General features: G+C 65.6%; 19 protein-coding genes and 1 pseudogene. 6 read left to right on the forward strand and 14 right to left on the reverse strand.

Annotated features, from left to right (window positions below; all coding sequences use genetic code 11):
- Nucleotides 1-746: 746 nt before the first annotated feature.
- A complete protein-coding gene (locus ACWGCN_RS14145) occupies nt 747-1,343 on the reverse strand; it encodes an NADPH-dependent F420 reductase (protein WP_452457228.1) in 597 nt (198 codons plus the stop codon).
- A gap of 31 nt (nt 1,344-1,374) precedes the next feature.
- Nucleotides 1,375-2,190 carry an inositol monophosphatase family protein gene (locus ACWGCN_RS14150; RefSeq protein WP_452457227.1) on the reverse strand — a complete coding sequence of 272 codons (816 nt, stop codon included), beginning with the start codon at nt 2,188-2,190 and terminating at the stop codon, nt 1,375-1,377.
- A 123-nt stretch (nt 2,191-2,313) separates the two neighbouring features.
- Here ACWGCN_RS14150 and ACWGCN_RS14155 point away from each other — a divergent pair, with 123 nt between their 5' ends.
- Nucleotides 2,314-3,258, forward strand: coding sequence for a LysR family transcriptional regulator (locus ACWGCN_RS14155; RefSeq protein WP_378987419.1), 945 nt, complete (start codon nt 2,314-2,316; stop codon nt 3,256-3,258).
- Nucleotides 3,259-3,399: 141 nt separating this feature from the next.
- Nucleotides 3,400-3,714 (forward strand): hypothetical protein, encoded by a 315-nt coding sequence (locus ACWGCN_RS14160; protein WP_452457226.1) that lies wholly within the window; start codon nt 3,400-3,402, stop codon nt 3,712-3,714.
- A 339-nt stretch (nt 3,715-4,053) separates the two neighbouring features.
- Here ACWGCN_RS14160 and ACWGCN_RS14165 read toward each other — a convergent pair whose 3' ends face one another.
- Nucleotides 4,054-4,392 carry a hypothetical protein gene (locus tag ACWGCN_RS14165; RefSeq protein WP_452457225.1) on the reverse strand — a complete coding sequence of 113 codons (339 nt, stop codon included), beginning with the start codon at nt 4,390-4,392 and terminating at the stop codon, nt 4,054-4,056.
- 9 nt (nt 4,393-4,401) lie between these two features.
- A complete protein-coding gene (locus ACWGCN_RS14170) occupies nt 4,402-4,845 on the reverse strand; it encodes a VOC family protein (RefSeq protein WP_452457224.1) in 444 nt (147 codons plus the stop codon).
- 431 nt (nt 4,846-5,276) lie between these two features.
- Between ACWGCN_RS14170 and ACWGCN_RS14175 the strand changes: the two genes are divergently transcribed.
- Both ACWGCN_RS14175 and ACWGCN_RS14180 read left to right on the forward strand, forming a co-directional pair.
- Nucleotides 5,277-6,410 (forward strand): FAD-dependent oxidoreductase, encoded by a 1,134-nt coding sequence (locus tag ACWGCN_RS14175; protein ID WP_452457223.1) that lies wholly within the window; start codon nt 5,277-5,279, stop codon nt 6,408-6,410.
- A gap of 60 nt (nt 6,411-6,470) precedes the next feature.
- Complete coding sequence (locus ACWGCN_RS14180) at nt 6,471-6,776, forward strand: hypothetical protein (protein WP_452457222.1); 306 nt, start codon at nt 6,471-6,473, stop codon at nt 6,774-6,776.
- A gap of 100 nt (nt 6,777-6,876) precedes the next feature.
- Here ACWGCN_RS14180 and ACWGCN_RS14185 read toward each other — a convergent pair whose 3' ends face one another.
- The 3 genes from ACWGCN_RS14185 to ACWGCN_RS14195 form a co-directional block, all read right to left on the reverse strand.
- Nucleotides 6,877-7,287, reverse strand: a complete 411-nt coding sequence (locus tag ACWGCN_RS14185; RefSeq protein ID WP_378987402.1) for a DUF4189 domain-containing protein — start codon at nt 7,285-7,287, stop codon at nt 6,877-6,879.
- Between the two features lie 263 nt (nt 7,288-7,550).
- On the reverse strand, nt 7,551-8,312 hold the full coding sequence (locus ACWGCN_RS14190; RefSeq protein ID WP_452457221.1) for an SDR family NAD(P)-dependent oxidoreductase: 762 nt from the start codon (nt 8,310-8,312) through the stop codon (nt 7,551-7,553).
- A gap of 44 nt (nt 8,313-8,356) precedes the next feature.
- Nucleotides 8,357-10,138 (reverse strand): acyl-CoA dehydrogenase, encoded by a 1,782-nt coding sequence (locus ACWGCN_RS14195; protein WP_452457220.1) that lies wholly within the window; start codon nt 10,136-10,138, stop codon nt 8,357-8,359.
- Nucleotides 10,139-10,305: 167 nt separating this feature from the next.
- On the opposite strand from ACWGCN_RS14195, the gene ACWGCN_RS14200 reads away from it, so the two are divergent.
- Complete coding sequence (locus ACWGCN_RS14200) at nt 10,306-10,920, forward strand: TetR family transcriptional regulator (RefSeq protein ID WP_452457219.1); 615 nt, start codon at nt 10,306-10,308, stop codon at nt 10,918-10,920.
- Nucleotides 10,921-11,194: 274 nt separating this feature from the next.
- Here ACWGCN_RS14200 and ACWGCN_RS14205 read toward each other — a convergent pair whose 3' ends face one another.
- The 3 genes and pseudogenes from ACWGCN_RS14205 to ACWGCN_RS14215 all read right to left on the reverse strand — a co-directional run bounded on the left by ACWGCN_RS14205 (nt 11,195) and on the right by ACWGCN_RS14215 (nt 12,667).
- A complete protein-coding gene (locus ACWGCN_RS14205; RefSeq protein ID WP_378987393.1) occupies nt 11,195-11,524 on the reverse strand; it encodes a rhodanese-like domain-containing protein in 330 nt (109 codons plus the stop codon).
- Between the two features lie 409 nt (nt 11,525-11,933).
- A pseudogene (locus tag ACWGCN_RS14210) lies at nt 11,934-12,131 on the reverse strand (ferritin-like domain-containing protein); the annotation flags it as partial.
- A 38-nt stretch (nt 12,132-12,169) separates the two neighbouring features.
- The gene (locus ACWGCN_RS14215; RefSeq protein WP_452457218.1) at nt 12,170-12,667 is read right to left on the reverse strand and encodes an HIT family protein; all 498 of its coding nucleotides are present in this window, start codon (nt 12,665-12,667) and stop codon (nt 12,170-12,172) included.
- A gap of 310 nt (nt 12,668-12,977) precedes the next feature.
- On the opposite strand from ACWGCN_RS14215, the gene proS reads away from it, so the two are divergent.
- The gene (gene proS, locus ACWGCN_RS14220) at nt 12,978-14,417 is read left to right on the forward strand and encodes a proline--tRNA ligase (RefSeq protein ID WP_452457217.1); all 1,440 of its coding nucleotides are present in this window, start codon (nt 12,978-12,980) and stop codon (nt 14,415-14,417) included.
- On the opposite strand, the gene ACWGCN_RS14225 is transcribed toward proS, so the two are convergent.
- The 4 genes from ACWGCN_RS14225 to ACWGCN_RS14240 form a co-directional block, all read right to left on the reverse strand.
- A complete protein-coding gene (locus ACWGCN_RS14225) occupies nt 14,411-14,536 on the reverse strand; it encodes a hypothetical protein (protein ID WP_378987385.1) in 126 nt (41 codons plus the stop codon). The genes proS and ACWGCN_RS14225 overlap by 7 nt on opposite strands.
- Entirely contained in the window at nt 14,533-16,059 is a 1,527-nt protein-coding gene (locus ACWGCN_RS14230; RefSeq protein WP_452457216.1) for a sulfatase family protein, read from the reverse strand. The genes ACWGCN_RS14225 and ACWGCN_RS14230 overlap by 4 nt, the downstream gene beginning before the upstream one ends.
- A gap of 357 nt (nt 16,060-16,416) precedes the next feature.
- Nucleotides 16,417-16,608: a ferredoxin gene (locus tag ACWGCN_RS14235; RefSeq protein ID WP_378987379.1), complete on the reverse strand. Its 192-nt coding sequence runs from the start codon at nt 16,606-16,608 to the stop codon at nt 16,417-16,419.
- Nucleotides 16,605-18,032, reverse strand: coding sequence for a cytochrome P450 (locus ACWGCN_RS14240; protein WP_452457215.1), 1,428 nt, complete (start codon nt 18,030-18,032; stop codon nt 16,605-16,607). Before ACWGCN_RS14240 ends, ACWGCN_RS14235 begins: the two co-directional genes overlap by 4 nt.
- Nucleotides 18,033-18,137: the final 105 nt, after the last annotated feature.

Genomic DNA, 18,137 nt, shown 5'->3' on the forward strand with positions numbered 1-18,137 from the left:
GCTCGGTGTCGGTCGTGTCAGGCACGAGGGGTTCCATGGAATCGGGTGTTCACGGAGATCGCAGACAGTACCCGGTACGGCGGAGACACCGGTTGGGCGTTTCGTAAAGCCGGGATCAGCGTGACCTCACCGCTTGTCACGGTTTGCAACGAAGAAGGCCCCGATCAGATGACCGCCTTCTTCGCGTGTCCGGAGGGGATACATTCGCTATCCGCAGTGGTCGACCTGCGGAAGCGCTGAGTATTGAGCCTGGTCGCGTCAGAGGCTGACGCAACCAGGCTTGTCTTTCTTCCTGGCTGTCCCCGAACTCGTTACGAGCGCGGGCTTTCGATGTTGCGTTGGGCGAGACCGGGCCAGGAAAAACATTGGTAGATCGAATGCACACGAGTGTCGGCGGTCGGCCAGGTCATTCTCGCGAGAACCAGTTGCTACCCCGGTCCTCGACGCGGTTGGAGTCGCTATCACCGTGCGGATACCGAACAGGGCAGCTGTGGTCATCGATCGGTTCGGCCTGGAAACGCTAGACACGCTCGGAGAACACGCCCGGACAGAAGGTGGTCCCGGTGAATGCCCACAACGTCGGATACTGCCAGCCGATAAACCGGTCCCGGGCCTGCGCGTCAGTAACTCCGCTGCGCAGGCAGGTCGGTCCCCGACGTAGCTACAAAGTCGGGTGGTGCGCTCGACCGAGGCTTCTGGCTTCACAGTGCGATGGCAAGCCTGTGCACCCCGAATGTCCCACTGCCTCAGCGAGCGATGGAGATGGCGAACGGGGCGAGACCTGAGGAACGGATCACGTGCGGCACGAACAAGATCGCAGCCTCGCTCGCCTGGGCGGTCTCGATCCCGCCCAGGTCGGTGATCCACTGAGGGTTCCAGCCGATGCCGGTCAGCAGCCCGGCCACGGTGAGTTTGGCTTCCGGGTCGTTGCCGGACAGGAATGCGGTGGGCGGCTGGGTGAGAGTGGCGGGGGCGGTCATGACCGAGAAGAGCATCGTGTTGAGAGTTTTGACGACGCGGGTCTCGGGCAGGGCCTGCTGTAGTTGTTCCGCCAGGCTCGAACCGGGGTAGAGCAGGCCGGCGGGCAGGCCATCGGGCCCGTCGACGGTGGCGTTGGAAACGTCGACGAGGATCGTCTCGCGGAGTTCCTCCTGAAGCGCGCCGAGTCGCTCGAGCGAGCCTGCGCCAGGGGTGGCGTTGATGACGATCTGGGCGGCTCGGGCGGCGTCGGCGGCGGCGCCGGGGGAGCGGTCGGGCACTGCGACGTCGTGGCCTGCCCGGCGCAGCGCGGTGGCCAGACCGCTGCCGACGCGGCCGCTGCCGAGGATGGTGATCGTGTTCATGGGGTGTTCCTCCTGAGGTCGGTGGTCGGTGTCAGCGAGACAGGCTGGTGACCGCCGCGGCGTGGATGCCGGGGGCAGTGGCGAGGAAGCTGTCGCTGTCGGGGGTCCAGGGGCGGCCGTCGGTGGTGGAGATCCGCCCACCGGCTTCGGTGACGAGCAGGGCGCCGGGCAGCAGGTCGGCGCGGGCACCGGCGAATTGCCAGAAGGCGTCGATGCGACCGGCGGCCATGTTCGCCAGATGCAGAGTGGCGGGTACAGCGACCCGTACGACGAGTGCGTCGAGCAGCATCTCGGTGATCGAGGAGCCGACACGATGCACGACGGTGGTGTCCTCGTCAGGGCGGGCCTGGCTGGTGGCCACGATGGCGAGCCCGAGATCGGTTGTCGCCGAGACGCGCAGCGGGCGCCCGTCGAGGCGAGCGCCGGCGCCGGTGAGCGCGGTGTAGGTCTGTCCGGTCAGCGGCAGGTGGACCACGGTGAGTACCGGCTGGTTGTCACGCACCAGAGTGGCCGTGACCGCCCATTCCGGCAGGGCGTGCAGGTGGTTGACGTTGCCCTCGGCCGGGTCCACGACCCACCATTCACCCTCGGGCAGGGCGCCGCCGTCGAGTTCCTCCGCCACCCAGCGCGCACCGGGACGCAACGCTTCCAGACGCGGGCGCAGCAGATCGGTCACGGTGTCGTCGTTGGCTGCGAGGGCACCCATCAGCTCCTCGCGTGATCGGTAGGTGGCGATGTCACCGAATCGGTCGCGCAGTGCCGAACCTGCTGCGCGGACGGCGATCTCGGCCTGGGTGAGCAGCTCAGCGTCGGTGGTGGCAGCAGGGGTGAGGGTCGACTCGGGCATGGTAGCGCTCCTTCTCGGGCGGGGTGGCCTGGCGAAACTTCTCGTTCTCTTTCGCTGTCTTCGACGCTAGAACCGACAATGATTAACAGCAAGTGCATGTAAGGCACGTCTAAGATGACTGTCATGCAATTGGATTTGAATCTGCTCGCAGCCCTCGACGCGCTCTTGGAGGAAGGCAGTGTGGCGGGAGCGGCGGACCGGCTCCACGTCACGGCTCCGGCGATGAGCCGCAGCCTCGGCCGGATACGGCGCACGACAGGGGATCAGATCCTGGTGCGCACGGGACGGACGATGACCCCCACGCCCTATGCGCTGGCCGTCCGCGAGCAGGTGCACCACCTGTTGACGCAGGTACGGGGGGTCCTGGCGCCCAGTCGTGCGCTCGACCTGGACACCCTCGACCGCACCTTCACGCTGCGCTGGCACGACGCTCTCGTCGCGTCAGCCGGTCCGGCGCTGTTGGGTTCGGTGCGGGAGCAGGCGCCGGGTGTGCGCCTGCGGTTCATCGCGGAGTCGAGTATCGACACCCCCGAATTACGGCGTGGGGAAGTCGATCTCGCCGCGAACGCGGACCGTCCCGCCGCGCTCGAGATCCGTGCCGAGCGGGTGGCCGAAACCCGGCATGTCATCGTTGTGCGGCAAGGCCATCCGCTCACGGACGGTGAGACCGTCACTGCCGCACGGTATGCCGCAGCCGATCACCTCACGGTCTCACGGCGCGGAAAGCTCACCAATCTCCTCGACGACGCGCTCGGTCGGGTGGACCTCGCCCGGCGTGTGGTGGCGACGGTGCCCACCGAACATGCGGCGTTCGAGTTCGTGCGCGACTCCGACCTGCTGGTCACCGTTCCGGAGGCGACAGCGCGCGCGGCCGCTCCCGATCTCGGGCTGGTGCTGGTCCCGCTTCCGCTCGACTTGCCGGCGGCTCCGGTCTATTTGTCCTGGCACCAGCGCTACGACACCGATCCCGCGCATGTCTGGCTGCGTGACCTCGCCAGGTCCGCGCTGACCGCTGCGATGGGACCGGAGTCCTCGGACCGGATCGCCGGATTTGCCGCAGCGCCATAGCCAGACCAAAGCATGAGGCCCGCAGCAGTCAAGACCGCCGGTCGCCGCGGCGCTCCGATCGATGGCGTTGTCATGCGATCTCAATGTGCGGGTTACGCAGAGCTGGAGTTGTCCAAGTATTTGCTGGGCTATCGTTCGGGTATGGAGACCAACTTGAACCCGCCGACGCTCACCGCCGAGGAGGGTGGATTGGTCCTCGATGTCGTCCAGATCGCGATCCACAATCCTCTGGCCCTGCCCGGCGAAACGACCTACTGCTATGTGGTCGCCGAGGATGGTGTCAGGTACCGGATTCCGGCGCCGCTACACGATTGGGCGACCGTGACTCTGGCCGAACACGGCGAGCGCGTCGGAACCGGTCGGTCGGCGGTCCTGCCGGCGCGGTTCGAATTCGGCATACGGGATGGCCGAATGTTTGCCAGCGCACGCGGTGCGGTGCAGCGGCTGGCGCAGTGATCAAAGCCCCAACCGTAAGACCGCGTCCTCGCGGCGGCTCGTCGGCGACTAGTTGTCGACCTTTCCGATACCACCTTCGTTTCCTTGTCCGCCATAGTCGAACTCGCTCGTCACCGCTGCCCGGGCACGCATGCAGCGGAGACGACCAGCGTTCTCGACCGTCATGAACCGTCGACGACCGCCCGGATCGTCACCAAGTCTGTGACGAGCACGAGCTTGCCCCGCACAGCTCTCTGCCGGGAAGCCGGAAGGAAGGTATCGAGGAACGCCTCGACCACGTCGCGCTGTCTGCACATGCGGCGTCTGTCGCTTCGGTTCGCTCGAGCCCCGGTCCGGAGCTCACAGGGGGAGGGCGTCCCCGGGGAAGCCGTGGCACGGGAAAACCTCGCACCGCATCATGCCTGCTCGCACGCAGGGATCCTCGGCCATGAGCCCCGAAGCTTCTTCGGCGGGCACGGTCATGATCGCGACACCGGCAACGGTGTCGGAAGCGACCGGGCACAAAACAGCGATCACACCGTCAGCGCGCAACGTCACCATCCGTCGCTGGTGTTCGAGTTCGATCGCGTCCGCGCCGTCGACCATTCGCCCGGGCGCCCAGTGCAGGAGCACCAGGGTGAAGGGCTCTGCGGTGGCGGCCAGGGCTTGAATTTGTTCGTCGGTCACGGTCGTGCTCACGAGATCTCCTCAATTCCGAATGCGCTCGGCAAACGAGACGATGATTCCCTCGGGCCCCCGGACGTAGGCCATTCGCCACACGCCCTCGTACTCGCCGATCCCGCCCACCAGGCCGTAGCCCTCGGCCGCGGCCCGGGCGACAGCGGCCCGTAGGTCGCGCACCTCGAAAGCGACATTGCGCAGCCCGAGCTCGTTGGCCGGCGCGACTGGTGAACCCGGAAGGTGTTGCGGCCGTGCGAAACTCGATAGCTTCAGCGCGGTATCGCCGCCGGGCACGCGCAACATGACGATCTCGGTGGCGGCATCGGTCATGCCGATGACCGTGTCCAGGAATTCGCCCTCGACGGTCATTTTCGGATCGGCTTCCAGCCCGAGGCTGACGAAGAACGCTGTCACGGCGTCGATATCGGCCACGGTGATGCCGATGTGGTCCAGGCGCTCTACCAATCCCATCGAATGCCTCGCTATCTTTCGCGAATAGACGCTCAGGAAGGTAGCACTCCGACCTTCACGTGGAAACCCCGTTGCTGGTGCGCGCCTTTGCCTCGAAAACAATTCGATTCAAAAGATGGCGCACTCGATCGCCCGCACAGCGGACATGACAGCGGGCGGCCGCGCGGCGGCAGCGACCTCTTCTGCGCAATGGCCGGTGCAGGCGGCTGTCGGCGCAGCGTGAGCGGCCCGGTCGCGCGACGTGGATGCCGGGCCTATAGTTGTCGGGTCGCGAAAAACGACGTCCTGCGGGCCCACCACCCCGCCGGGCATCGCTCGTACATCGATTCGGATGGTTCCGATCGGTGAGCGTCTCCTGCCGAGACCGGACATCCCGTCCGCTCACGGCGCTGACCATCGCCGACGCGTGTCGGCGCTACAGAGGAGCGCACATGCCGAAGACCATCGCCATCATCGGAGCGGGACTGGGCGGGCTGACGCTAGCCCGGGTGCTTCAGACTCATGGCATCGCCGCAACGATCTACGAGAGTGAGGCTTCGGCGACGACTCGTACGCAGGGCGGCCTGCTCGACATTCATGAGGAGACCGGGCAGGTCGCGCTTCGCGCAGCAGGCCTCTACGACGAGTTCCTCGGTCTGGTCCGTCCAGGCGAGGACGCCAAGCGTGTGGTCGACCGCCACGGCACGATCCTGTTCGACATGCCTGGCGACCCCGAGTCGGCCCGCCCTGAGGTGGATCGTGGCGAACTGCGGCGCCTTCTCATCGACTCGTTGGCGCCCGAGACGATCAGGTGGGCGCACAAGCTCGCCTCGGTCCGGCGTCGCGTGGCGGGTGGCTACGAGCTCGCCTTCGTGGAAGGTTCGTTCGCGCGAGCCGACATCGTCATCGGCGCGGACGGTGCCTGGTCGAAGGTGCGTCCGCTGCTCGCCCCCGCCAAGCCTGGCTACAGCGGAACCTGCTTCATCGAGATCGCTCTCTCTGCGGTCGGCCAGGACCGTCGGGCCGGCGTCGCTGCGATCGGCAGCGGCACCCTGATGGCGGTCGCGCCAGGCAAAGGGATCATCGCCCATCGCTACGCCGACGGGCGCGTGCGCGGATACGGGGCGCTGAACAAACCTGAGGAGTGGATGAAGTCGATCAGCTTCGGCGACCCGTCCGCCGGCCTTCGCCAGGTCGCCGCCGAGTTCGACGGCTGGTCACCACTGCTCACGGCCTTCGTGACAGAAAGCGACGCAGAACCGTGGCTGCGACCCATCTACGCCCTTCCCGTCGGGTTCGAATGGGACAGGGTGTCGGGCGTGACTCTCGTTGGCGACGCCGCGCATCTGATGTCGCCCTTTGCCGGCGAGGGCGCAAACCTCGCCATGTACGACGGCGCCGACCTGGCCGCTGAGCTGGTCGAGCAATCCGACACCGAGGCCGCGCTCACCGCCTACGAGCAACGGCTTTTCCCGCGCAGCAGCGACGCCGCAAGCCGCTCGGCGCAGAATCTGGAGGTCTTCTTCGGCCGGGAAGCACCTCACAGCGTCGTCACTCTGTTCGATCGCGATCATCGCTTTGTGTGACTGAAGGTGCCGGTTGGCCGTGTGCGTGTTGGCGGTGGCCAGTCACCGCGGCGAGTGCCCGTGATCGGCATCGCGACCCTGTCGATCAGCCTCACCAGCGCACTTGCCGGTTTCGCCGCCGCTTACCACCGCGCTCACACTGATAGCACGGATGCCTCGCATACCCGCCTGAGCGCTGCATCCGCGATCATCGAAACCACACCGTCCGCTCGGATCACCGAGCACGCCGCCCTCGTTTATCGCAAGCTGGACGACCCGGAAGCCGAAGTCGCTGTCCTGCAACGCTATTCGGCCCACTTTCCACCAGGACTCGGCCCCCACAAGATCACTGCTCGACTGAGAACTGCCCTGGAACTGCGCGCGTGATCTGCTGCCGACCTTCGAATGCACGACAAGCTCAACAGCCCATTAGTCATGCGGCAGAAGAAGATAGGGGCCGCGCGCAGAGGACCGTGCGGGACCTGGATCACGGCCGGGTGCAGGCGTGGTCGCGATTGAACGAACCGGCGCTTCCGGTGCCGGTGGGGAGGTTGCGGGTGGCGTCAGCGTATGCCTCCCCTGGGGTCGACCCTTTACCGAAGCCCACGATCGGGAACCCTGCGACGATCGCGAGCGGACTCGTCACGACTGCACCGCAGCCGTTCGCGAACGTCACCACCATCCGGCAGTCGATGATGCCTTGACCCTTGCACGCTCGGTCGGCGGCTTGAACGGCGTCGGCCTCCGTCGGGTGGTTGACCGAAAACGCGTAGACGTTGCCCCACACGCTGAGGGAAACGGCGCCCCAGTTGGCCGGGTCGGCGGCGGCGGGCGGTGCCGCGAGGACGGCAGCGGCGCTCACCGAGAGCGTGGCGGCCGCAATGGACTTGTTGAACATGTGGTGTGTGCTTCCTCTGCGCGCCGACCAGGTGCGGCGATCGCATGGAAGATACCGCAGCGCATGGACGCGAGGTCGCCCCAAAAGTCTTGGGGTCGCGGCAAAGACCGTCACGAACTGCGGCGTTCGTGACGGATCTGCCGAAGCCGATCCTGCCGGGTCGGCCTGCCGATGGCAGGGAGTGGAGAGGATGGGTTGTTGCCTGCCGCCGCGCAGCGATCTGTCTCGGGGAGAGAGTGCGATGGTCGGTGCGGTCGGCGAGCTCAGGTAATGGTGACGCCGCCGTCGACAGCGATGGTCTGACCCGTGACGTAGCCGCCGGCGGCAGAGGCGAGCCATACCGCGGTTGCCGCGATTTCCTCGCCGTGGCCGTACCGCCCGAGAAGGACCCGGGGCATCAGGGACGCGGCATAGCCGTCGTCGTAGGTGTCGGTCATCTCGCTACCGAAGAACCCGGGGGCCAGCGCGTTGACGCGAATTCCCTTGCGGGATCCCCATTGCTGGGCCAGATCGCGGGTCAGTCCGATGATGGCGGCCTTGCTGGCGCTGTAGGCGGCCTGTGGCAAGCCCGCGGTGGTGAGTCCGAGAATGCTCGAGATGTTGATGATCGAGCTGCCGGCCGGCATGACGCGGCCGCAGGCTTGCGCCATCCAGTAGGAGCCGTGGAGGTTGACGTCGATGACCGCGCGGAACTGGTCGGGGGTCTCCCGGGTCGCCGGGTGGGCGGAGGCGACGCCGGCGTTGTTGATCAGGACATCGACGCGCCCGAACTCCGAGATGGCCGCATCGACGACTGCCTGGCACTGTTCGGGTACCGAGACGTCGGCGGGAACGACGACAGCTCGTCGACCGGCTGCGCGCACGGATTCCGCAGTCTCGGTGAGCTTGTCGGCACGGCGGGCCGCGAGAACGAGGTCGGCGCCCGCCTCGGCGAACCCCTGAGCGAACGACACTCCGAGTCCGGACGATGCGCCCGTGACGATGACGACCTTGCCGGTCATGTCGAACATTTCGAGTAGGGACATCGAGTTCTCCTGGGACGTAGTCGAGGTGGTGCGGTGAACGAGGCTCACAGCCAGGTCGGGTCGGTATCGAGGGTGGTTCGGTCGAGCTGCGCCAGCAGTGTCAGCTGCGCGGCGACCTTGGGCAGTTCATACCGGAAGAAGTACTGCGTCGCGACGCGTTTGCCGTCGTAGAAGGCCCCGTCCCGGTCGCCGACAGCGAGCAGTTGGTCGAGCCAGATCCAGGCGATCACGATGTGCCCGGCGGCTTCGAGGTAGATGCTCGCGTTGGCCAGCGAGGCGGCGCGGTCGTCGACCGACCAGATCTGTGCGGTGACCGCGACCAGTTGGTTCAGCGCCTTGCCCAGATCATCGGCGTAGGTGGACAGCGCCGGCGCGGTGGAGGCGCGGTCGACGGTGTCGCTGATGGTGTCCGAGAGCAGGGTCAGGCCCGCACCGGCGTGCATCGTGACCTTGCGGCCCAGCAGATCCAGGCCCTGGATGCCGTGCGTCCCTTCGTGAATGGGATTCAGCCGGTTGTCGCGGTAGTGCTGCTCGACATCGAACTCTGTGGTGTAGCCATAGCCGCCGTGGACCTGGATCGCGAGACTGTTCGCTTCCAGGCACCACTGTGACGGCCAGCTCTTCGCGATGGGAGTGAGGACATCGAGGAGAAGGTTCGCTCGATCACGATCAGGCCCGGTCGTTGTGGCGGCTTCGTCGACGAGTTTGCTGCAGTAGAGCCCGAGCGCCAGTGCGCCTTCGACGTAGGACTTCTGGGCCAAGAGCATCCGTTTGACGTCGGCGTGTTCGATGATGGCGACGGGCTTGCTGTCCGCGGCCGAGGCAGCGTCATCGATCGCTCGACCCTGGACGCGAGTGCGGGCGTACTCCAAGGAGGCGAGGTAGCCGGCGTACCCCAGCGCTGTGGCCAGCAGTCCCACACCGATGCGGGCTTCGTTCATCATGTGGAACATGTAGGACAACCCACGGTGCTCGGTGCCGACGAGGTAGCCGACCGCGCCGGATTCCGGAGTGGGGTCGAAGGTTCCGTCTCCGAAGTTGAGCAGTGCGTTCGTGGTGGCGCGGTTGCCCATCTTGTGGTTGAGACCGACCAGCGCGACGTCGTTGCGCGTCCCATCGGAGAGATACTTGGGCACGATGAACAGCGAAATGCCCTTCACCCCAGCACCGCCACCGGGGACTTTGGCCAAGACCAGGTGAACGATGTTGTCGGTCAGCGCGTGGTCACCGCCCGAGATCCACATCTTGGTGCCGGTGATCCGATAGGTGCCGTCCGGCATCGCGACGGCCTTGGTGGTGATGTCGGCCAGTGACGACCCGGCCTGCGGCTCGGACAGACACATCGTGCCGGTGAAACGACCGTCGAGCATCGGCCGGACCCAGGTCTCGATCTGCTCGGCGGTGCCGTACTCCGCCAGCAGACTCGCATTGGCGGCAGTGAGGAAATAGTAGGACGACATCGCCGCGTTGGTGGCTTGGAACCAGGTCATCGCCGCGCGGTTGACGACAGTCGGCAACTGCATGCCACCCAAAGCTTCGTCGAACGACCCCGCGATGAGCCCTGCGCTGCGGAACTGCTCGAGGCCGTCACTGATCTCGCTCGGCAGTACCACCTGGCCCGCTGCACCGATGTACGGCGGGTTCCTGTCGCCCTTTTTGTTGACCGGCGCGAAGCACTTCTGGGCGATGTTCGCGCTCAAATCCAGTACCGCGTCGAACGTCTCGCGTGAGTGGTCTGAAAAGCGTTCGCGACTGGTCAGTGAGTCGACCTCGAGCCACTCGTAGAGCAGGAAATCCAGATCGCGGCGGGACATGGGTGTGGACATGACATTTCCTCAGTGTGTGCCGGACGGGACAGGGTGAGGTCACCTAGTCGCGGTGCTGTGCGATGAAGCAAACGATTAGCTATGCGATTGCATAGTTTCTATACGATCGCATATCCTGCGTGGAGGAGGGCGACATGTCAACCCCAAGGACCGAGAGGCGGAGTCCTGTGGACGTATCACGATCAGCGGTTCGCGATGAACTAGGTACTTCCAAGGCAGCCGCGCGGATACGCGCCGCGGCCATCGAGGTCTTCGCTGCCAAGGGATACGGTGCGGCCGGTACCCGCGAGATCGCCGCCAGTATCGGCATGAGTCCCGGAGCGGTGTACCCGCACTACAAGACCAAGGAAGCGCTTCTCTACGCCATCAGCCTGGAAGGGCACAGTTCTGTCCTGGATACGGTCACCGACGCCGACCACGCCGGGGCTTCGGCAACTGAGCGCCTGATATCGACGGTGAACGCCTATGTCATGTGGCACGCCGACAACCACACCGGCGCGCGCGTTGCACAATACGAACTACGCTCGCTGTCGCCCGAGCACTTCACCGTCATCGCTGAAATCCGCCGGTCGACGTCTCGCGTATTCTCCGAGATCATCGAAACCGGCGCTGCGGCCGACGAGTTCGATCCCGTCGATGTTGGGGTTGCAACGTTGGCAATCACCTCACTCGGGGTCGATGTCAGCCGATGGTTTCCTTCCAAGACCTACTCCGACGCGGATGTCATCGCTGCGGGATATGTCGAACTCGCCCTCCGCATGGTCGGAGTGCGGAGGTCTTGACGCCGCTCCAGGTGTTTGCCCGAGCGGTTATGGGGCGGCGTCGTACCGGGTCCCATCGACGAGACTCAGTATTCCGGGGCGCGGGGCCGACGTCGGCGACGAGGGCGCTGGGTCCTCGAGTGCCCAGGAGCCTTGATCACCGAATCCGGCGACCGAACGTTACCTTCCTTTGAAGCGTCGCAGGGTTGTGAGTGCTACAGAAACCGGGACGTGGTCCTGAACCGCCACCTCTGAACGCCCGAGCTCGGGCTTCGGCCTGGTCGGGGCGCCCTTCTCACGGGGTGAGCGGCCCACCGGCGGCGCGCCAATCGATCAGGCCACGGCTCATATTGACCGCTTCGAAGCCGTTCTCGACCAGGAGGTTCGCCGCGCCCGCGGAGCGAAGGCCGCCGGTGCAGAAGGTAATGAGCAGACGGTCCTCGGGCAGTTCCATGCAGCGCGCTTGGAGCACCTCGAGCGGCATGTGCACAGCACCTGGGATGTGTACTCGATTCCACTCGAAGTCACGACGGACGTCCACGACGATCGCACCCTCCGTGACCAGGCGCACCGCCTCGGCGGCGCTGATAGCTGGGGGTCGGCGTAGGTAATGACGGAAGCTCACGCGCAGCACCCTTCTCCTCGTACGAGACGGAAGGCGCCCGGCACGATACTGAGGCGACACAGTGGCAGAGGCTCCATAACCTTCAGCTTAACTGAAGGTTGGAGCGGGGTGAAGGCCACTGGCCTTGCGAGATCACCGTGCCACGTGAGCGCAGCGCCTCGGTCAATTCGGGGTGCTGCGCCGCGAATTGGCGGGCGGCAGCCGCGCACCTGTGCGCCAGGTGGCCGAGCGCATTGCTCGCGACGGTAGAAGTGTGTGTCAGCAGCCCGACCTGTATTGCAAGCGTGTGCTCATCGGCAGCGACTACCGCTGCGGCTGTGCTATCGCCGCGGGCGCACTCGGTGTTCACGATGCGCCGGAAGCAGGAATCGCGGCCGTTGTCGGTGGCCGCTCCGGCGTTCTGAACGGTGGTCGCGAGTGCTTTGACGTAGCGGGCACGGTCGAGCAGCTGATGTTCGAGAACGAGGTCTTCGAGCAAAGCTTCGTCGAACGGTTGGGCTTGTTCGCCGATCGCCTCGACCGCGGCGGCAGCCCTTCCGATGAACGGGCCGATCCGCTCCGGCGTGCCGCCCAGGGGCGGATTCGTTCTTCCGAGGGCATCGACGCGCGCGCCGTCTGGACAGTTGGCAAGCGACGCTTACGGTTTCAGCCCTCGATGGCTACTTCCTGCAGTGCAGCCGAAATGGCGGCCCGCAACGGGTCGTGCCGGGCACCGAGCCGGTGTTCGGGAGCGTCTCGGTCAGATCCGTAGAGGGCGACCTGGCCTACTCGGAGGTGGTCGGGTTCCCACTGGTAGCGGGGGAGGACGTGGCCGTGCAGGTGTGGCCACAAGTTGCCCAGCACCTCGTAGTTGATGCGCAGAAATTCCGGGTCCGCGGCACGGCATGCGCGTTCGACCGCGTCACCGAGCAGCACCATGTCGTGCATGAATGTGACGCGGTCCGCCCGCGGCAGTTCGGTGAGTTGGTCAGCGTTTCCGTCGTGGATGAGCACGCAGTACCCGGGCAGGTGCTGTGTGCTGCCGATGACAGCCCACCCACTGCGCAGTCGGCCGATCACGGTCGGGTTGGTGCCTTGCCGGGCGGCGCCGATCGGATCCTCGAGGTAGTCGATCGACTCGCTCCCTGATTTGCTCTCCGGCATACCGTTTCCCCATCCCTGTTGTGCGCCAAGTTGTATCGGTGGTCCTTCATGAAACCAGCTGGCGGACAACGGTGATCGCGGAACTCGCAGCGCGGCACCTCGCTACAGCCGCGGGTCTGCACCTCGCGCGCGTAGCAGCAGGCAGGTCGGTGGAAGTTCACGTTCCAAGCGCCACTGCGCGGCCCCGCAGAACGTCGCGACGGCCCCTTCTATCCCTCGCGCGGCCGCACTCGCTTGTCGCGAAATCCGCAGGTCCGCAGGTGAGCCAGGACCAGCAAATTCGCTGGTGGGGGGCGTTAGCCTTGTCGGTATGGCACGGGATGAGCGCGGAGTTACCGCCCAGAGCGAAGATTTCTCCAACTGGTACAACGAGGTCGTCGTAAAGGCTGCCCTCGTCGATCGCGGACCGGCCAAAGGCACCATGGTCATTCGACCGTACGGGTACAGGATCTGGGAACTGCTACAGGCCGAGCTCGATCGGCGTATCAAACAGACCGGTCACGAGAACGCCTACTTTCCGCTCCTGATTCCCCAGTCCTACCTCGAACGCGAAGCCGACCACGTCGAGGGGTTCTCGCCTGAACTTGCGGTGGTCACGCACGCGGGCGGTAAGGAGCTCGAAGAACCACTTGTCGTGCGACCTACCAGCGAGACGATCATCGGCGAGATGATGGCGAAGTGGATCAGCTCCCATCGCGATCTGCCGTTGTTGCTCAACCAGTGGGCCAATGTTGTTCGGTGGGAGATGCGCCCGCGAATGTTTCTGCGCACGACGGAATTCCTGTGGCAGGAAGGCCATACCGCGCACGCCGACGAGGCGGAGGCTCGTGCCGAGATGGAGTTGGCGCTCGGGATCTACGAGACCGTTGCCCGGGAGCTGGCGGCGATGCCGGTCGTGCCGGGTGAGAAGACCCCCGGTGAACGCTTCGCGGGCGCTGTCGAGACGATCACGATCGAGTCGATGATGCGGGACGGCAAGGCGTTGCAGGCCGGGACCTCGCACTACATGGGAACCAACTTCGCGCGGGCATTCGGAATCCGGTACGCCGCCTCTGATGGGCGAGACACATTCTGCCACACGACATCCTGGGGAATGAGCACCCGGATGCTCGGCGGCGTCGTGATGACCCACGGCGATGACCGCGGCCTGGTGCTGCCGCCGCGCCTGGCGCCGCACCAGGTCGTCATCGTGCCGATCATGCGCGGTGATGCCGCGGCCGCTGTCGTCGCGGCCGCCGATGAACTGGCAGGCAAGCTTCGGTCCGCTGGGGTCCGCGTGTACGTCGATGATCGGGACCAGACGCCGGGCTGGAAGTTCAACGAGTGGGAGATGCGCGGTGTCCCTGTGCGCGTCGAACTCGGCCCGCGCGATCTCGCTGCCGGGACAGCGGTGATGGTTCGGCGCTTGGGGGAGGAGGGCAAGCGGTCGGTCGACTTGGCGACCCTGCCTGACCTCATGCCCGGGATCCTCGACGATTTCCAGGCGTATCTACTCGCTCGCGCGACCGCGTTCCGCGAGGAGAACACCAGCGCTGTCGACGATTGGGCGGCGTTCGAGGCGGCCGTCGCGACGGGTTGGGCGTTGGCCCTGCACTGCGGTAAACCGCAGTGTGAGATCGACATCAAGGCCCTCACGGCGGCGACGCCGCGGTGTGTGCCGCTGACCGGCGACGCCGAAAGCGGCCAGTGCGTTCGTTGTGACGCACCGGCCTCCTACGGCAAACGGGTGATCTTCTCCCGGGCCTACTGAACCCCCTCGGGTGGGGCAAGGGCGGCCACCCCTGCCTTGCTCGTGGCGTAGGTGGTTATCGACCGGCGCATGCCGCGCAGCGCGGTGAACGACGAGACCGATACCCGGTGGGTTGTCACCGGCAGGAGGGTCCGGTGCAGGTGGTCAGTTCACCGAGCCGGTGGTCGAGGTCGGTGACGATGTCGGCGTGGGCCGCGCGGCCTTGGGGGGTCTTGATGAGGTTGGTGAGTTGGTAGGGGTCGGCCTGCAGGTCGTAGAGTTCGTATTCGCGCTGGTCGAGGGGGCGTTCTCGTTCGTACCAGCGTACGTAGAGGTACCGGTGGTTGCGCACGGCGCTCCAGGACGGCATGTCGAGTGCGTACATGACGGGGGTGTCGGTGCCGGGGATTTGTTCCTGGGCGATTCCGTTGCGGCCACTGTCGCCGTTGCCACCGTATTCGGCGGCGAAATCGGTGCGCCAGCCGATGGTGTCGCCGGACAGTACGGGGGTCAGGGACCGGCCGTCGACCTGGTCAGGGATGGGGATGTTCGCCCAGTCGTAGAGGGTGGGTGCGAGGTCGATCGACAGGGCCATGGCGTCGCTGCGTCCGGGGCGGATGCCGGGGCCGCTGATCGCGAGGGGCACCCGCATGGATTCTTCGTAGGGGGCCATTTTCTGGGTGAGGCGGTGGGCGCCGAGGCTGTAGCCGTTATCGGAGGTGAAGATCAGGTAGGTGTTGTCGAGTTCGCCGGTTCGTTCGAGGGTTTCGGCGATTCCCGCGACCATGTCGTCGAGTGATTTGAGAGCGCCGAGGCGGTTGGTGTAGTCGATGTCGTTGGTCGCGGCGATCGTCGCGGCCCTCGCGTCGGCGGTGTCGATCAGCCATGAGGGTTTGTCGGACACGTCGGGTTCTTGATAGTTCGGTGACCGCGGGGCGAGGGTGGGCTGGGTGCTGGGCAGGTGGCGGGGTGCGGGCGGGATCGGGAAGTGGGGGGAGGTGGAGGCGGCGTACCAGAAGAACGGCTGCCCGGAGGCGGCGGCGTCTGTGAGGAACCGCTCGGACTTGGCGCGGATCACGTCGGTTTGGTAATCAGCCGGTGCCACACCGTATTTCACGCGGGTCCCGTTTTCGTTGAGGGTGTAGTTGTAGCCGGAGTACAGGAAGTTGTCGACTCCGGCGTTCCAGTCGTCCCAGCCGGGCGGGATGTGGCCGGGGTCGTGTTCGAGGCCGTTGAGATATTTCCCGGCCATGCCGGTGCGGTATCCGGCGTCGTGCAGGGTGGTGGCGATGGTGTGGGATTCGTTGCCGCGCGCGCGGAAGGTGTCGAAGCCACCGACCTCGCCGGCGTTGGTGAGGACACCGGTGTTGTGCCCGTATTCGCCGGTCAGGATGGAAGCGCGGGCCGCGCAGCAGATCGGCATCGGCGCGAAGCCGTCGGTGAACTCCACTCCGCGGTCACGGATCAGTGCCGCGGTGCGCGGCATCGCTTGCCACACCGGGGTGGTTGCCGCGTCCAGGTCGTCGGCCAGGATCATCACCACGTTCGGCCGCCGGTCTCCGGCCGCCGGCGAGGCCGACGCTGTGGAGACGCACCCGGTCACTGTGAGCAGGACCGCGGCCGCCGCGGTCAGGAAACGACGCGACAAGCGACGTGCGCGCATTGAGTTTCTCCTCGAGAAGGGCAACGGGGTGTTGGTTTTCTTCGCGATCCGGCCTATTTCGTCGATCCTGCCGCAGGCGATGGTGGCCGCCCATTCGTAGGCGACTGGGACTGAGCTCGCCGACGAGCTGCTATCGGTAGCAATGCCTGCTGTCAGGCGTCATCGGTGTGGTGCGCCGAGCCGAAAAGCCGAGAGCAGTGCATGTGCAACTCCGCGTGCGGCGAGCAGAGTAGCCGATCGAACTCGGCTCGATCGAATGCCGAATCGCCCACGTTCTTCAACTTATCGATCATGGCACGTCGCCTGTACCACAGATAAGCGGTCCCTACCCGTGGCCAGGGCCGGCGCGAGTGTGCTTCAGTCGAACAGGCGCAGGGCCTCCACCGGGCAGCTGTCGACCGCCAGCCGCACGTCGTCGAGTTCGGCTTCGGCTACCTGTTCCGTCAGCACCGTCACGTTGCCTTCGTCGTCGACCCGAAATATATCGGGCAGCAATGCTTCGCACATGCCGTGGCCCTCGCAACGGGTGCGGTCGGCGGCGATCTTCATGCCGACCCCGAGGCGCCGAGGTGTTCGAGTCGGATGGGTAGGCCATCGAGGGGGATAGGGCCGGTCGCCCAGCCCATCGGCGGCGTGTAGTCGGCGGGCACGGTCCAGCGGTAGTTCAACAGCATGCGGTGCATGATCGCCTTGACTGTCATACCGCCGAAATAGAGTCCGATGCATTTGTGTGCGCCACCACCGAAAGGGGCCCAGGTATAGCGGTGAGCCTTGTCCTCGTGCCGTTCGGTCGTGAACCGTTCGGGATCGAACACGTCGGGGTCGTTCCACCAGCGGGCCTGGCGCATGGCCGAGTACGAGCCGATCATCACCAAGGTGTCAGCGGGGACGAACTGACCCTGAATCGCGGTATCCCGCACGGTTTCGCGGATCTGCTGCCCGACAGGGGAGTACATCCGCAGAATCTCTTTGAAGACCAGCTCCAGGGTCGGCAGCCGGTCCAGATCGGCATAGTCGAGTGACTCCTTGCCCAACGCCTGCGATTCGGAGCGCAGCCGGTCCTGCCATTCGGGATGCAATCCGAGCTGATACCCCATCATCGACACCGCGATCGTGCTGGTGTCGTGCGCGCCGAGCAGGACGAAGATCAGATGGTCGACGATATCCTGGTCGGTGAACGTATGGCCCTCCTCGGACGCGGTGCGGCACAACACGCTGAACAGATCCTCGCCATTTCCCGCGCGTTTGGCAGGCAGTTCGCGACGACAATAATCCTCCAGCACCGCGCGCCCGCGCAGTCCGCGTGCCCACAGACCGCCGGGCAGATTCGTGCGCACCAGCGCCTGGCCGCCCCGCACCGCATCGATGAACGCCCGCTCCAGCCCGGCGGCCTCCGACCCGAGATTCGCCCCCATGAACACTTCCGAGGACAAGCTGAGCAGCAGGTGTTTGGCCGCCGGATAGAGCTGGAAATCGCGATTCGGTGTCCATTCGCGCATACCGCGCGCAATGGCCGGACTGGTGATATCGAGATAGCCGACCAACCGCGGCCGGGTAAAGGCCTGCTGCAAAATCCGACGGTGATAGCGGTGTTCCTCGAAGTCGCGCAGCAGGATGCCGCCGTGGAAGAACGGGCCGATGAAGAAGGTGTAGCCGCGTTGCGCGGAATACACCTTGTCGCGGTCGGCGAGTACCTCTTCGGTGGCTTCCGGTCCGGCGACCATGACGACGCTTCGCCCGGCAATCCCGACCCAGTGCACCGGCCCGTATTTGTCGAAGCGGCGGCGGGCGAAATCGAGACTGTCGCTCATCGCGGGTATGGCGTGTCCGATGACTGGGACACCGTAATCGCCCATGATCGGCCGTAATCCGCTGTCGGGCAGCGGGTCTGCCAGCGCGCGGGTCTGCGAGGGATATCGCTCGGCAAGAGCGGATACGGCGGATTTGGCCCGTCGGCCCAGGGTGGACATCATGCTCGTGGTCCTCTCGCACCGTTGCGATGTGGTGTGATCTGGACCATACAGGAATCAACCGTTTCCGTAAACGGTTGATTCCTATTTCTGTTGCGGCATACTGAG

Source organism: Nocardia sp. NPDC055050, assembly GCF_053608345.1.

Coding starts and splice junctions, on each gene's coding strand:
- ACWGCN_RS14145 (WP_452457228.1), bottom strand. CDS start 1,343: ATGAACACGATCACCATCCTCGGCAGCGGCCGCGTCGGCAGCGGTCTG.
- ACWGCN_RS14150 (WP_452457227.1), bottom strand. CDS start 2,190: ATGCCCGAGTCGACCCTCACCCCTGCTGCCACCACCGACGCTGAGCTG.
- ACWGCN_RS14155 (WP_378987419.1), top strand. CDS start 2,314: ATGCAATTGGATTTGAATCTGCTCGCAGCCCTCGACGCGCTCTTGGAG.
- ACWGCN_RS14160 (WP_452457226.1), top strand. CDS start 3,400: ATGGAGACCAACTTGAACCCGCCGACGCTCACCGCCGAGGAGGGTGGA.
- ACWGCN_RS14170 (WP_452457224.1), bottom strand. CDS start 4,845: ATGGGATTGGTAGAGCGCCTGGACCACATCGGCATCACCGTGGCCGAT.
- ACWGCN_RS14175 (WP_452457223.1), top strand. CDS start 5,277: ATGCCGAAGACCATCGCCATCATCGGAGCGGGACTGGGCGGGCTGACG.
- ACWGCN_RS14185 (WP_378987402.1), bottom strand. CDS start 7,287: ATGTTCAACAAGTCCATTGCGGCCGCCACGCTCTCGGTGAGCGCCGCT.
- ACWGCN_RS14190 (WP_452457221.1), bottom strand. CDS start 8,312: ATGTCCCTACTCGAAATGTTCGACATGACCGGCAAGGTCGTCATCGTC.
- ACWGCN_RS14195 (WP_452457220.1), bottom strand. CDS start 10,138: ATGTCCACACCCATGTCCCGCCGCGATCTGGATTTCCTGCTCTACGAG.
- ACWGCN_RS14215 (WP_452457218.1), bottom strand. CDS start 12,667: ATGCCGGAGAGCAAATCAGGGAGCGAGTCGATCGACTACCTCGAGGAT.
- proS (WP_452457217.1), top strand. CDS start 12,978: ATGGCACGGGATGAGCGCGGAGTTACCGCCCAGAGCGAAGATTTCTCC.
- ACWGCN_RS14230 (WP_452457216.1), bottom strand. CDS start 16,059: ATGCGCGCACGTCGCTTGTCGCGTCGTTTCCTGACCGCGGCGGCCGCG.
- ACWGCN_RS14235 (WP_378987379.1), bottom strand. CDS start 16,608: ATGAAGATCGCCGCCGACCGCACCCGTTGCGAGGGCCACGGCATGTGC.
- ACWGCN_RS14240 (WP_452457215.1), bottom strand. CDS start 18,032: ATGATGTCCACCCTGGGCCGACGGGCCAAATCCGCCGTATCCGCTCTT.